Annotated in this window: 9 protein-coding genes and 1 tRNA gene; 6 read left to right on the forward strand and 4 right to left on the reverse strand. The window is 72.1% G+C overall.

Annotated features, from left to right (window positions below):
• Positions 1 to 25 precede the first annotated feature (25 nt).
• From gyrA to J0910_RS01935, 3 genes are all read left to right on the forward strand, one after another.
• The gene (gene gyrA / locus J0910_RS01925) at positions 26 to 2,587 is read left to right on the forward strand and encodes a DNA gyrase subunit A (protein ID WP_420156779.1); all 2,562 of its coding nucleotides are present in this window, start codon (positions 26 to 28) and stop codon (positions 2,585 to 2,587) included.
• A gap of 144 nt (positions 2,588 to 2,731) precedes the next feature.
• Positions 2,732 to 3,316 (forward strand): DUF3566 domain-containing protein, encoded by a 585-nt coding sequence (locus J0910_RS01930; protein ID WP_420156780.1) that lies wholly within the window; start codon positions 2,732 to 2,734, stop codon positions 3,314 to 3,316.
• A gap of 176 nt (positions 3,317 to 3,492) precedes the next feature.
• Positions 3,493 to 3,566: transfer RNA gene (locus tag J0910_RS01935), tRNA-Ile, on the forward strand.
• A gap of 198 nt (positions 3,567 to 3,764) precedes the next feature.
• On the opposite strand, the gene J0910_RS01940 is transcribed toward J0910_RS01935, so the two are convergent.
• Complete coding sequence (locus J0910_RS01940; protein WP_420156781.1) at positions 3,765 to 5,690, reverse strand: WD40 repeat domain-containing serine/threonine protein kinase; 1,926 nt, start codon at positions 5,688 to 5,690, stop codon at positions 3,765 to 3,767.
• Positions 5,691 to 6,210: 520 nt separating this feature from the next.
• Between J0910_RS01940 and J0910_RS01945 the strand changes: the two genes are divergently transcribed.
• Positions 6,211 to 7,548, forward strand: coding sequence for an endonuclease/exonuclease/phosphatase family protein (locus J0910_RS01945; RefSeq protein WP_420156782.1), 1,338 nt, complete (start codon positions 6,211 to 6,213; stop codon positions 7,546 to 7,548).
• A gap of 40 nt (positions 7,549 to 7,588) precedes the next feature.
• Here J0910_RS01945 and J0910_RS01950 read toward each other — a convergent pair whose 3' ends face one another.
• On the reverse strand, positions 7,589 to 8,593 hold the full coding sequence (locus J0910_RS01950; protein ID WP_420156783.1) for a DMT family transporter: 1,005 nt from the start codon (positions 8,591 to 8,593) through the stop codon (positions 7,589 to 7,591).
• Positions 8,594 to 8,678: 85 nt separating this feature from the next.
• On the opposite strand from J0910_RS01950, the gene J0910_RS01955 reads away from it, so the two are divergent.
• Positions 8,679 to 9,266: a TetR/AcrR family transcriptional regulator gene (locus J0910_RS01955; protein WP_420156784.1), complete on the forward strand. Its 588-nt coding sequence runs from the start codon at positions 8,679 to 8,681 to the stop codon at positions 9,264 to 9,266.
• Here the strand turns inward: J0910_RS01955 and J0910_RS01960 are convergent.
• Complete coding sequence (locus tag J0910_RS01960; protein ID WP_420156785.1) at positions 9,256 to 10,347, reverse strand: adenosine deaminase; 1,092 nt, start codon at positions 10,345 to 10,347, stop codon at positions 9,256 to 9,258. The two genes, J0910_RS01955 and J0910_RS01960, sit on opposite strands and share 11 nt — an antisense overlap.
• Positions 10,348 to 10,379: 32 nt before the next feature.
• Positions 10,380 to 11,714 carry a NupC/NupG family nucleoside CNT transporter gene (locus tag J0910_RS01965; RefSeq protein ID WP_420156786.1) on the reverse strand — a complete coding sequence of 445 codons (1,335 nt, stop codon included), beginning with the start codon at positions 11,712 to 11,714 and terminating at the stop codon, positions 10,380 to 10,382.
• Between the two features lie 212 nt (positions 11,715 to 11,926).
• Between J0910_RS01965 and J0910_RS01970 the strand changes: the two genes are divergently transcribed.
• On the forward strand, positions 11,927 to 12,925 hold the full coding sequence (locus J0910_RS01970; RefSeq protein WP_420156787.1) for a LacI family DNA-binding transcriptional regulator: 999 nt from the start codon (positions 11,927 to 11,929) through the stop codon (positions 12,923 to 12,925).
• Positions 12,926 to 13,043: the final 118 nt, after the last annotated feature.

A 13,043-nucleotide genomic window follows, 5' to 3' on the forward strand; every position in this document is an offset into this window, starting at 1 on the left:
ACTCACCAGAAAGGTTCGACATCCAGTGACGGATGCGAATACCCCGGATGCCCCGGAGGGCGGCGGCCAGCGCGTCGAACCGGTCGACATCCAGGTCGAGATGCAGCGCAGCTACCTCGACTACGCGATGTCGGTCATCGTCGGCCGGGCGCTGCCCGACGTCCGCGACGGCCTCAAGCCGGTGCACCAGCGGGTTCTCTACGCGATGTACGACGGCGGCTACCGCCCCGACCGCGGCTACTTCAAGTGCGCCCGCGTCGTCGGCGACGTGATGGGCAACTACCACCCGCACGGCGACAGCGCGATCTACGACACCCTGGTCCGGCTCGCGCAGTCCTGGTCGATGCGGATGCCGCTGGTCGACGGGAACGGCAACTTCGGCTCGCCGGGCAACGACCCGGCGGCGGCGATGCGCTACACCGAGTGCAAGCTCGCCCCGCTGGCGATGGAGATGCTGCGGGACATCGAGAAGGACACCGTCGACTTCCGCCCCAACTACGACGGCCGCTCCTCCGAGCCCGAGGTCCTCCCGGCGCGCTTCCCCAACCTGCTGGTCAACGGCTCGTCCGGGATCGCGGTCGGGATGGCCACCAACATCCCGCCGCACAACCTGCGCGAGGTCGCCGACGGCGTCAACTGGTTCCTGGAGAACCCGGAGGCCGAGGACGAGGAGCTGCTCGAGGCCCTGATCGAGCGGATCAAGGGCCCGGACTTCCCGACCAGCGGCCGGATCGTCGGCCGGCGCGGCATCGAGGAGGCCTACCGGACCGGGCGCGGCTCGATCACCATGCGCGCCGTGGTCGAGGTGGACGAGGACTCCCGCGGCCGGCAGGTGCTGGTCGTCACCGAGCTGCCCTACCAGGTCAACCCGGACAACCTCGCGGTCAAGATCGCCGAGCTGGTCAAGGACGGCAAGGTCAGCGGCATCGCGGACGTGAAGGACGAGACCAGCGGCCGCACCGGCCAGCGCCTGGTCATCGTGCTGAAGCGGGACGCGGTCGCCAAGGTCGTGCTGAACAACCTGTACAAGCACACCCAGCTGCAGGAGACCTTCGGCGCGAACATGCTGGCCCTGGTGGACGGGGTGCCCCGCACCCTCCGGCTGGACCAGCTCATCCGGCACTGGGTGGCGCACCAGGTCGAGGTCGTCGTCCGGCGCACCCGGTACCTGCTGCGCAAGGCCGAGGAGCGGGCGCACATCCTGCGCGCGCTGCTCCGCGCGATCGACCGGATCGACGACGTGATCGCGCTGATCCGGGCCAGCGCCTCGGCCGACGAGGCCAAGACCGGCCTGATGAACCTGCTGGAGATCGACGAGGTCCAGGCCCGCGCCATCCTCGACATGCAGCTGCGCAAGCTGGCCGCCCTGGAGCGGCAGCAGCTCACCGCCGAGTACGACGAGCTGATGGCGCAGATCGCGGACTACAACGACATCCTCGGCTCGCCGGCCCGGCAGCGGGCGATCATCCGCGACGAGCTCGCCGAGATCGTGGAGAAGTACGGCGACGACCGCCGGACGCACATCGTCCCCTTCGAGGGCGACATGCGGATGGAGGACTTCATCGCCGAGGAGGACGTCGCGGTCACCATCACCCGCGGCGGCTACGCCAAGCGCACCCGGCTGGACAACTACCGGGCGCAGAAGCGCGGCGGCAAGGGCGTCCGCGGCGCCCAGCTCAAGCAGGACGACATCGTCCAGCACTTCTTCGTCACCACCACGCACAACTGGATCCTGTTCTTCACGAACAAGGGCCGGGTGTACCGGACGAAGGCCTACGAGCTGCCCGAGGCGGCCCGGGACGCCCGCGGCCAGCACGTCGCCAACATGCTGGAGTTCCAGCCCGACGAGGAGATCGCGCAGGTCATGGCGTTGCGCGGGTACGACGTCGCGCCGTACCTGGTGCTGGCGACCCGCGACGGCCTGGTGAAGAAGTCGCGGCTGGAGGACTTCGACTCGGCGCGCTCGGCCGGCATCATCGCGATCAACCTCCGCGACGACGACGAGCTGATCGCGGCCCGGCTGGTCTTCCCCACCGACGACCTCCTGCTGATCAGCAGCGACGCCCAGGCCATCCGGTTCAGCGCCTCGGACGAGTCGCTGCGCCCGATGGGCCGCGCCACCAGCGGCGTGATCGGGATGCGCTTCACCGAGGATGCGCACCTGCTCAGCATGGACGTCATCCGGGACTCCGACGGCCCGGCCGACGTCCTGGTCGCCACCGAGGGCGGGTACGCCAAGCGCACCCCGTCCGACCAGTACCCGGTGCAGAACCGGGGCGGCAAGGGCGTGCTGACCGCGAAGATCGTGGAGGCCCGCGGCAAGCTGGTCGGCGCCGCCATGGTCCACCCCGAGGAGGACGAGGTGTTCGCGATCACCTCGGCCGGCGGGGTGATCCGCACCCGCAGCGCGGAGATCAAGCAGTCCGGCCGGGCCACGATGGGCGTCCGCCTGGTCAACCTGGGCGAGCGCAACCACGTGGTGGCGGTGGCCCGCAACGCCGAGGCCGACGACGGCGAGGCCGAGGCCGGCGCCGAGGGCCCGGAGGCGGGCGCCTCCGGCGGCGAGGGAACCGCAGCGGAGTCCTGACGAGGTGCCCCGCGGGGCTAACGTGGTGTGCGGAGGGCGCGGCCGAGGCCGCCCCTCCGCGCGCTGTAGCGCACCCCGCAGCGCTCCCCGCGCACCGTCCCCCTTTTTCCACCCGCCAACGGAAAGTCCAACGGTAACGTGGCTATGTCGGACAAGACGAAAGAAGACTCCGAGGCCGTGCCGGCCCCGGACGCGGAGGGGGCTGAGCCGGAGTCGGCTGAGCCGGCCGAGTCGAAGCAGGAGGGGCAGGGGGAGCCCATGGCGGTACCGTCATCGGACGAGAGCAGGCCCGCACCCGCCGGCCCGGCGGCCAAGCCGCCCAAGGCCGCCAAGGCGCCCAAGGCCGTCAAGACGAGCCGCAAGGCGCACCTGAGCGTCAGCCGGATCGAGCCCTGGTCGGTGATGAAGTTCAGCTTCGTCATCTCGCTGGTCTGCTTCATCGTGCTCTTCGTCGCGGTGGCCGTCATCTACGCGATCCTGTCCGGCCTCGGCGTCTTCGACGCCCTGGCGGGCATGCTCACCGCCCTGACCGAGGGCGGCGAGGGCGAAGAGGTCCCGATCAACCCGGCGGGCTGGTTCTCCCCGGCCCGGGTGCTGGGCTACACCGGCCTGATCGGGGCGCTGAACATCGTGCTGATCACGGCGCTGTCCACGGTCGCCGCGATGCTCTACAACCTCGCCGCGGACCTGGTCGGCGGCATCGACGTCACCCTCACCGAGTCCGAGTGAGGCACCCCTCCCCCGCCCCGGTCCCCTCCCTGCGCGGAGCGGGACCGGGCACCCCCGGGGCCACGCTAGAATGGTCCCCGGAAAGAGGCCCGCACCGGGCCGCTTCCCCCCCGCTCCACCAGCGTCATCCGGTTCGCCGGTACCGCCCGGATGCGGTAGAGTTCCACTCGGAACGCGGGCGTATAGCTCAGTCGGTTAGAGCGCATCCCTGATAAGGATGAGGCCCCAGGTTCAAGTCCTGGTACGCCCACCCACGTCAAAGGCCCCACGCGATGGTCGCGCGGGGCCTTTTTGCCGCCCGTGCAGCTGAAAAGTACTGCATCGGCTTCAGCGAAGGCCCCGCGCGATCACCGCGTGGGGTCTTTCTCGTTCCTCACGGCCCCCGGCCGGCGCGGGCTCCCTGTGCCCGCTCGCCACGGCCGCGCGCCGCTTCGGGCCGCTCCTCTGCTCAGGGGGCCTTCCAGAGCCGCACCTCGCCGTCCTCGACGGCGGCGGCGAGGGCGGTGCCGTCGGGGCTGAACGCAACGTCCGTCACCACGGCCCGGTGCCCCTCGAGGACGGCGGTCTGCTCGCCGCTCTCCACGTCCCACAGCCGCACGGTGCGGTCGCCGCCCGCGGTGGCGAGGAGGGAGCCGTCCGGGCTGAACGCCACTCCCCCGACCCCGCCCTTGTGCCCTTCGAGGACGGCGGTCTGCTCGCCGGTCTCCGCGTCCCACAGCCGGGCGGTGCGGTCGGCGACGCCGGTGGCGAGGATCGCGCCGTCCGGGCTGAACGCCAACCCCTCGATCCAGCCGTCCAGGTCCCCGGCGGCGCTCTCCTCGCCGGAATCCAGGTCCCACAGCTGCACCACGCCGTGGTAGCTGCCGGTGGCGAAGGCCGAGCCGTCCGGGCTGAACGCGATCGTCCGCGCGTCGCCGCTGCTCGGTTCGAATTCGCCGACCTCGTCACCGGTGTCCGTCTCCCAGATCTTCACCCCTCCCCTGGCGGCCGTGGCGAGGGCCGCGCCGTCCGGGCTGAACGCCACCGCCTGAGTCCCCCAGTCGTGGTCGGGGAGGGCGGAGACCTCCTCCCCGGTCTCCGGGTCCCACAGCCTCGGGTTCGTGTGGGAGCCGCCGGTGGCGAGGAGGGGGCCGCTCGGGCTGAACGCCACCGACCAGATGAGGGAGTCCGGCGGATCGATGGTGCGGACCTCCTCGCCGTCGGCGGGGTCCCAGAGCCGGACCACGCCGTCCTCGCCCGCGCTGGCGAGGAAGCGGCCGTCGGAGCTGAAGGCGACCGAGGTGACGAAGCCGCTGTGCCCGGTCAGCTTGGTGTGGGTCCATCGCTCCTCGGACGCGGCCTCGGGGCCGGCGCCCGCCTCCGGTGCGCCGCCGCCCGGGCTTCCCCAGATCCACACCCCCGCGGCGGCGACGGCGGCCGCGGTGCCGGCGGCCGACAGGCCGAGGAGGAGGCGGCGCCGGGGGGCGGCCGCCTCGGGGCGCGGCCCGGGCGCTCCCCCGCGGGCGGGCGGGGAGCGCCGGGTCGGAGGGGCCTCCTCGGTACCGCCGGGGAGCGGCGCCGCCGGGGCGGCCGCCCGGGAGTCCGGTACGGCGCGGCCGGTGAGCAGCATGTCCAGGACCTGGCGGGCGGTGGGGCGCCGCTGCGGCTCCTTCTCCAGGCAGGCGAGCACGATGCCGAGCAGCGGGTCGGACAGGTCGCCGGTCTCCGGCGGCCGGGTGAGCACCCGGTTCATGCGGGCGGCCGAAGTGGGGCCGGGGAAGGCGTCCCGGCCGGTGGCGGCGTAGACGATGACGGCGCCCCAGGCGAACAGGTCCGCCGACGTTCCCAGAGCGGTGCCCTGGAACTGCTCGGGCGCCATGTAGCCGACGGTGCCGATCTGGGTGGCGGAGCGAGTGTCGGCGTCCAGAGCGCGGGCGATGCCGAAATCGATCACCCGCGGCCCCTCCGCGCCGAGCAGGATGTTGGCCGGCTTCAGGTCCCGGTGGACCAGCCCGGCGGCGTGCACCGCGACCAGCGCGGTCATCGTCTGCACGGCCAGGCGGTGCAGGTCGGCGCCGGTGCGGGGCCCGTGCTCGCGCACCGCCGCGGCGAGGGTCGGGCCGTCGATGTACTCGGTGGCCAGCCACGGCTGCTCCCCCTCCGCGTCGGCGTCCAGGATCTGGGCCACGCAGAAGCCGTGCACCTTCCGGGCGCTGGCGAGCTCCTGGGCGAAGTATCGCCGCGCCTGGGCGTCCTTGGCCAGGTGGGGGTGGAGCAGCTTGACCGCCGCCCGGCGCCCCGAAGAGTCCTCGCCCAGGTAAACCGAGCCGAAGCCGCCCGAGCCCAGCTCGCGCACCAAGCGGAATCCCCCGACCCACTGCCCGATGCCCGGCATCGCCCCTCCGAACCAGCGCCCCGGGCCCCGGTAGGCGGGTGCCGGGCGGCGGATAGAACTCGGATCAACATACTGGAACGCCTATCGGGCGGCCATCGCATCGCAGCGGCCGCTACTCGAGTAAAACTCGTTCTCGTCTGCGATGACCGGCAATGCCACCTGCCCGTCGAGGGTCGGAGGCGTTTACCGCAGGGCGTTCTCGCCTCGAACCGTGCTGGGAGGCCGCATCGTCCAGGGCCGCCACCTCGGGCCTGCGCAGCAGCGGCTCTCAGGAGAGACGGGGGTGCGGGCGGAGAGCGGACGGATGCGGAACGGACGAGTGACGCGTGCGAATGGCCGGTTCCGGCTAAGAGCGGTGGGTGGAGAAGGACGGTGGGTATGCGGGAGGGCGGACATGCCCCCATGTCCTGATCCCGTGTCCGTCCGCCGGCTTCTGGGAAGGCATGACATGTCCGCATGCGCGCGCAGGCGCCCCCGAGTCTCAGCCGCCGCCAGGTTCGCAGCGCTCAGCGCCGCGTCCATGCTCGCGATCGTTCTCGCACCCCCCGCTCAGGCTTCCTCCATCGCGCAGAACGCTCCTGCCGAACGGCCGCCCGCCGCTTCTGAAAGCTTCAGCGTCCTGTCCTTCAACATGGCCGGAGGCTGGGCGTGCCTGGTCCTGCCCAATGACGAGTGCAAAGGGAACTACCCGGACGCCCCCTATGACGAGGAGCGCGACAACGCCGTTCCCGCACTGGCCGAGAGCATCCGAGCGCGCGACACCAAGGTGGCCTTGATCCAGGAAGCCTGTCGCGACTGGATCGAGGACGAGCTCCCTGCGGAGCTCGGTAAGGAGTACCGGGTCGGCTTCGAGGCCTTCTCTCAGCAGGGGGAGGACGGGGTGTGGAGGACGCCGGGGTGCAAGACGGCCGGGAGCGAGCGCGGTCCCGACTACGGCATCGGAATCGTCGTCCATGAGGACTTCGGCGACGTGACGTTCTCCAGCCGCCTCCTCGACAGCGGCGAGGACACGTCGAACAGGCCGGAGAGGAAGAAGATGCTGTGCGCGCACTCCGCGGAGCTCAACGCCGTGGCCTGCAGCATCCATCTCCAGGTGGGGCGCGAGGCGAACGAGGTCGAGGTACGGGAGAGCCAGGCGGAGTCGGCCATGGAGTACCTGGCCGAGAGGTTCCCCGGTCAGACGAAGATCATCGGCGGGGACATCAACGCCGAGGCCCCGCACAGCGGCACCGAGGGCGGCGGCACCGGCGAAGCCGGGACCGACCCATCGCTCGAGCACTTCTACCACCTCGACTACACGGAGGGGGCCGAGGCGCCCGCTCACCACGGGGCGTACAAGGAGGCGTTCAGCGGCTGCGGTGACGACATGGGCGCTGGGGAATGCATGGACGGACCTCTGACCCGCCCGAACTACCTCGAGAAGGGCGAGAAGGAGGGCCTGAGGCCCCTGGAGAAGATCGACTACGTCTTCGTCTCTGAATGGGTGGAGGTCAAAGACACGAAGGTCACTGCTCCACGGCACTCCGACCACAAGCTCCTCTGGGCCGATGTCGAGTTCCCCGCGAACGCCGGGCAGTCGTATGTGGACACGATCGGCAACCTGAAGGGCTGGAGCTCCCCGTACGAGAACGCGGATGAGACGGGGCTGCTCAACGGAGGTACGCCCTACGTGTACTGCCGCCAGTGGGGGCGCGAGATCAAGGGGGAGCGCGGCGAGAGCAGCTGGTGGGTGCTCACCGACTTGGACGAGGGCGATCCTTGGCGGCTCCAGTGGGTTTCGGCCTATGGACTCGTCGATCCGGGCGACGCCGACGACCTCCCTCTCTGCGCAGGGTCCTTCTCGCAGGAGCCTTCCTGACCGGACGCCGCGACCGGTGGGGCGTGCCCGGACGGGCGCGCTACTCGGCCGCGGTCCTCGCCTCGGCGGTGTCCCCGTCCGCCACGGCCCGGTGCGGCCTGGTCCGGACGCCGGCTTGATCCGCATGCCGCGGCCCGCGCCGCTTCGCGGGGGGCCGGGGCCGGGGGCCGGTGCCGATCAGGGCGACCGCCGCCGCGCAGACCGCGAGGCCGGCCAGGGAGATCGGGCCCGGGGTCTGGCCGAACATGGGCCAGGCCCAGAGCATGGTGGTCGGCGGGGTCAGGTAGAGCAGGGCGGAGACCCGGGTGACGTCGGTCCGGGCCAGGACCGCCCAGTAGAAGCCGTAGCCGCCGAAGGTGGAGAGGACGACGACCCAGGCGACCGCGGCCCAGAAGGCCGGGTCGGCGGGCGGGGCCAGGGAGCCGGTGGCCCCGGCCAGGCCGGTGAAGAGCACCGCGGAGACGGCGCACTGCACGGTGAGGGCGTCGGTGACCGACGCCCGGGGCCGGGTGCGGCGCTCCAGCACCGACGCGGCGACCAGGGAGAGCATCGCGGCGAGCGGCAGCAGGAAGGCCCAGGCCGGGGCGGCGCCGCCGGCGGAGAGGTCGGAGCCGACCACCAGGGCGACGCCGAGCAGCCCGAGCGCCAGCCCGCCGGCGCGGCGCGGCGTCACCCGCTCCCCCAGCAGCGGGGCGGCCAGCGCCGCGGCCGCGATCGGCTGCAGTGCGGCGATCAGCGCGCTGGTCCCCGCGGCGACGCCGTGCTCGGCGGCGGCGACCACCCCGTACAGGTAGCCGGCCTGGGCCAGCGCGCCGATCGCGGCGTGCAGCGCCAGCTCGCGCGGCGGGATCCGCGGGCGGCGGAGCAGCGCCCAGCCGCCGAGCACCGCGGTGACGGCGATGAACCTCCAGGCCAGCAGGGTCGTCGCGGAGGTCGCGCCGGTGCCCAGCTCGGCGCCGATGAAGCCGGAGCTCCAGGTGGCCACGAGCCCGGCGCCGAGCAGGGCGGTGGGAACGGTGCGCGGAAGGGAAAGGGAACGGACCATGCGCCCAAGTAACCACACCGGTCGGTATACTCGCAGTGCACCCGGTCCCCCGCAGGACCCCGAGAACGGAAGCGAGGCAGCGCAGATGACCGCCACCGGAACCGCGACCGGAACGGAGCGGCCGCTCACCCCGGCCGGGCGCCGGGTGCTGGACACCGCGTCCCGGCTCTTCTACGAGCGGGGCATCAACACCGTCGGCATGGACCTCATCGCCGATCAGGCCGGGGTCACCAAGAAGACCGTCTACGACCGGTTCGGCTCCAAGGACGCGCTGGTCGCCGCCTACCTGGCCGCGCGGGACCGGCGCTGGCGGGCCTGGGTCGGCGAGTACACCGCCGCAGCCGCGGGCCCGCGCGAGCGGGCGCTGGCCGTCTTCGACGCGCTGGAGGCGTGGATGGAGGGGATGGAGCCGCGGGGCTGCGCCATGGTCAACGCCTGCGTGGAGCTGACCGACCCGGCCCACCCCGGGCTGCGCGTCGCCCGCGAGCAGAAGCGGTGGACCCGCGAGCTCTTCCTCGGCCTGGTGGTGGAGGCCGGCGCCGCCGACCCGGAGGAGGCCGCGGACGCCCTGCTCGTGCTGTACGAGGGGGCGGTGGTCGTGTACAACACGGCGGGCGTGCGCACCGCTGTGCGCACCGCCCGCCGTGTCGCCGGGGACCTGCTCAGCCGGTGAGGCCGAGCTCCCGGTAGCCCGGCTTGATGACCTCGTCGATCAGCGCGAGCCGCTCGTCGAAGGGGAGGAACGCCGACTTCATCGCGTTCAGCGTCAGCCACCGCATGTCGGCCAGGGTGAAGCCGAAGGCGTCGGCCAGCACGCCGAACTCCTTCGACATCGAGGTGCCGCCCATCAGCCGGTTGTCGGTGTTGACGGTGACCCGGAACCGCAGCCGGCGCAGCAGGTCGATCGGGTGCTCGGCGATGGAGCCGACCGCGCCGGTCTGCACGTTGGAGGTCGGGCACATCTCCAGCGGGATCCGCCGGTCGCGCACGTAGGACGCGAGCCGGCCCAGCTTCGCGGTGCCGTCCTCGGCGACCGCGATGTCGTCGGCGATGCGCACCCCGTGCCCGAGCCGCTCGGCCCCGCAGTGCTGGATCGCCTCCCAGATGGACGGCAGCCCGAACGCCTCACCCGCGTGGATGGTGAAGTGCGCGTTCTGCTGCCGCAGGTACTCGAAGGCGTCCAGGTTGCGGGTGGGCGGGAAGCCGGCCTCCGGGCCCGCGATGTCGAACCCGGCCACGCCGGCGTCGCGGTACCGGACCGCGAGCTCGGCGATCTCGCCGGACCGGGCGTTCTGCCGCATCGCGCAGAGCAGGGTGCCGATCCGGATCGGGGCGCCGGCCGCGGCGGCGCGCCGCTCCCCCTCGGCGAAGCCCTCCTGCACCGCCTCCACGATGGCGTCCAGCGAGAGCCCGCCCTCCTGGAACAGCTCCGGGGCGTAGCGGACCTCGGCGTAGACCACGCCGTCGGCGGCCAGGTCCTCGGCGGCCTCGGCGGCCACCCGCACCAGCGCCTCGCGGCCCTGCATCACCCCGACGGTGTGCGAGAAGGTCTCCAGGTACCGCTCCAGCGAACCGGAGTCGGCGGCCTCGGTGAACCAGCGGCCGAGCTCCTCCGGGTCGGTGCTGGGCAGGCCGGTGTAGCCGGACTCCGCGGCCAGCTCCACCACGGTCGACGGGCGCAGCCCGCCGTCCAGGTGGTCGTGGAGCAGCACCTTGGGGGCGCGTCGGATCTCTTCGGGGGTCGGGACGTGCATGGGAGCTTCCTTCTCCGGACGGGGGTGGTGGGCTAACCGATCAGGATTCCGGCGATGGCGGCGCTGAGGAGGTTGGCCAGGGTTCCGGCGAGGATCGCGCGCAGCCCCAGCTTGGCGATGGCCTTGCGCTGGTTGGGCGCCAGGCCGCCGAGGCCGCCGAGGAGCACCGCCATCGATCCGATGTTGGCGAAGCCGCAGATGGTGAAGGTGACGATGGCGACCGTCTTGTCCGAGAGGTCGGCGATCTGCGGGGTGAAGTCCATGAAGGCCACGAACTCGTTGAGCACCAGCTTCTGGCCGAGGAAGCCGCCGGCGGTGACCGCCTCGTCCCACGGCACCCCGATGGCGAACATCAGCGGGGAGAAGATCCAGCCGAGGACCTTCTGGAAGCTCAGGTCGTCCATGCCGAACAGGCCGCCGATCGCGCCGAGGCCCATGTTGAGCAGGGCGACCAGGGAGACGAAGGCGAGCAGCATGGCGCCGATGTTCAGCGCCAGCTTGAGGCCCTCGGAGGCGCCCCGGGCGGCGGCGTCGATGACGTTGTGCGGGCGCTCGTCCTCTTCCGCGGCGGGGGCCTCGGGGGCCTTGGCCGCCTCCGCCTTCTCCCCGCCCTCGCCGGCGGAACCGGCGCTCTCGCCGTCGGTGATGTCCGCGGGGCCGGAGCCGGCGGCGGCCTTCACCGCGAGCACTTCGCCCGCGGTGCTCTTCTCGGTCTCCGGCAGCATGATCTTGGCCATCAGCAGGCCGGCCGGGGCCGCCATGAAGGAGGCCGCGATCAGGTACTCCATGCTCGCGCCGAGCAGGTAGTAGCCGACCAGCACGCTGCCGGCCACGGTGGCCAGGCCGCCCACCATCACCGCGAACAGCTCGGAGCGGGTGAGCCGGCTCAGGTAGGGGCGGATCACCAGGGGGGCCTCGGTCAGGCCGAGGAAGATGTTGGCGGTGGCGTTCATCGACTCGGCCTTGCCGGTGCCGAGCAGCCACTGCAGGCCGCCGCCGATGATCTTCACGACCCACTGCAGGATGTGCAGGTGGTACAGGACCGCGGTGAGCGAGGAGACGAAGATGACCACCGGCAGCACCTGGAAGGCGAAGATGGTGCCCTCCTCCGGCAGGAGGCTGCCGAACAGGAAGGCGATCCCCTCGCCGGAGGCGTCGATCAGCGACTGGAACCCGAGGGAGAGGGTCTGCAGTGCGGCCTTGCCGGGCTCCCAGTAGAGCACGACGATGGCGAAGACGACCTGGGCGAGCAGGGCGCCGATGACCGTGCGCGGTTTGATCGCGCGGCGGTCGGTCGAGAAGGCGAACGCGATGGCGAGGATGACCGCCATCCCGCCGATGCCCCAGAGCACGTTGGCCACGTCCATGCCCCCTCCCTTCTTGTAAACGATTACCGAGATCTAGCACACTCCAGGTGTGTTACAACTTTTGTCAAGCCCGGGTGTGCTTCACAGATCATCGTAAGACAGCTGGTGAACCCCTTACCTCAGGGGTAGAGCAGCGTTCGGAGAGGTCGCTCGCCGTCAAGGAAAACGGTTTCTGAAAGCCCGTCCAGCGGCGGGTTCCGAGGAGGAGTGTGGTGTCGGTCACCATCAAGCAGGTCGCCGAGCGGGCCGGGGTGTCCGTCGCGACCGCCTCCCGGGCGCTCTCCGGGGGGCGGGGCGTCCGCAAGGCCAACCGCGAGGCGGTGCTGCGCGCCGCCGAGGAGCTCGACTACAAGCCGAACGCGGTCGCCGCGGCGCTGCGCAGCCGGACCACGCGCACCATCGGCATGGTGGTGCCGCTCATCTCCAACCCCTTCTTCTCCACCCTGGTGGAGGAGGTCGAGCGGGAGGCCGGGCTGGGCGAGCGCGGCCTGCTGCTGGCCACCTCGCACTACGACCCCGAGGCCGAGGCCCGCCGGCTGCGCACCCTGCTGGACCGGCAGGTCGACGCGCTCATCGTGATCCCCTGCCACCAGGAGCGGAGCCGGGAGGCGTTCGAGGCCGCGGCGCGCCGGGTGCCCGCGGTCCAGCTCGACCTGAGCGTGGACGGCACCACCGCGAGCTGGGTCGGCGTGGACAACGGGGCCGGCATCCTGCGCCTGGTCGACCACCTGGTGGAGCGGGGCGCGCGCAGCCTCGCCTACATCGGCTCCGAGCCGACCGACTCCTCGGCCCGGGCGCGGCTGGACGGGTACCGGCGGGCCGCGGTGCGCTGCCCCGGCCCGGCCGACCGGGTGCTGCTCGGCGACTTCAGCCTGGAGTGGGGCCGCGCCGCCGCGCGCCGGCTGCTGGACGAGGGGGCCCCGCTGCCGGACGGCGTGGTCTGCGGCAACGACACCATCGCGCTGGGCGTGCTCCGGGAGCTGTCCGCGGGCGGCGTCCGGGTGCCGGCGGAGGTGATGGTCGGCGGGTTCGACGACATACCGTTCGCCGCGCTGGCCGAGCCGGCCCTCACCACGGTCCGCCAGCCGCAGGACCGGCTCGCCGCCGAGGCGCTGCGCACCGTCATCGGCATGCTGGAGGGCGGCGCGGAGCCGAACCGGCGGGTGGCCGTCGTCCCCGAGCTCGTGGCCCGCGCCTCCACCGCCCGCTGACCGGCCCCGCCACCCCTCCCGATGATCTTGGAGTTGCGGCCCCATCAGAGCGCTCTGATGGGGCCGCAACTCCAAGATCGACGCGGAAAGGGGGAGGTGAGGAGCCTTCTTCACTCCT

Origin of the sequence: Nocardiopsis oceanisediminis, from assembly GCF_048595525.1 — a bacterium.
GTDB classification, from domain to species: Bacteria; Actinomycetota; Actinomycetes; order Streptosporangiales; family Streptosporangiaceae; genus Nocardiopsis_A; species Nocardiopsis_A oceanisediminis.

Bases quoted from the DNA above. Each gene is read 5' to 3' on its own strand.
- J0910_RS01965 (WP_420156786.1), bottom strand. From the start codon at position 11,714: ATGGACGTGGCCAACGTGCTCTGGGGCATCGGCGGGATGGCGGTCATC.
- J0910_RS01945 (WP_420156782.1), top strand. From the start codon at position 6,211: ATGCTCGCGATCGTTCTCGCACCCCCCGCTCAGGCTTCCTCCATCGCG.
- J0910_RS01960 (WP_420156785.1), bottom strand. From the start codon at position 10,347: ATGCACGTCCCGACCCCCGAAGAGATCCGACGCGCCCCCAAGGTGCTG.
- J0910_RS01930 (WP_420156780.1), top strand. From the start codon at position 2,732: ATGTCGGACAAGACGAAAGAAGACTCCGAGGCCGTGCCGGCCCCGGAC.
- J0910_RS01950 (WP_420156783.1), bottom strand. From the start codon at position 8,593: ATGGTCCGTTCCCTTTCCCTTCCGCGCACCGTTCCCACCGCCCTGCTC.
- J0910_RS01955 (WP_420156784.1), top strand. From the start codon at position 8,679: ATGACCGCCACCGGAACCGCGACCGGAACGGAGCGGCCGCTCACCCCG.
- J0910_RS01940 (WP_420156781.1), bottom strand. From the start codon at position 5,690: ATGCCGGGCATCGGGCAGTGGGTCGGGGGATTCCGCTTGGTGCGCGAG.